The 393-nt window shown below is 65.4% G+C and carries 1 pseudogene; it reads left to right on the forward strand.

Features of this window, described 5'->3' with window-relative positions:
* Nucleotides 1–393: pseudogene (locus I6F21_RS38450) on the forward strand (hypothetical protein); the annotation flags it as partial.

Consider the following 393-nt stretch of genomic DNA (forward strand, 5'->3'; position numbering starts at 1 on the left):
TGCTCGAAGCGCTCGGCATTCGCGTGGGCGATGCGATCCGCCTGGGCAAGCGCACCTTCAAGGTCGCTCACGTCATCACCCAGGAGCTTGATCGCGGCGCGGGCTTCATGAATTTCGCCCCCCGGGTGATGCTGTCGATGTCAGACCTGGGCTCGACAGGCCTCGTCACCTACGGCAGCCGCGTAACGTACCGCTTGCTGGTCGCTGGCCCGGATGCCGCTGCCGGCGCATTCCACACTTGGATCGAGAACGAAGCGAAGACGCGCCAGTTGCGTGGCGTGCGCGTTGAATCGTTGCAGAACGGCCAGCCGCAGATGCGCGAAACGCTGGACCGCGCCGAGCGCTTCCTCTCTCTCGTCGCCTTGCTGGCGGCCATGATTGCCGCAGTGGCGA

Source organism: Bradyrhizobium sp. NBAIM03, assembly GCF_020194055.1.
GTDB classification, from domain to species: Bacteria; Pseudomonadota; Alphaproteobacteria; order Rhizobiales; family Xanthobacteraceae; genus Bradyrhizobium; species Bradyrhizobium yuanmingense.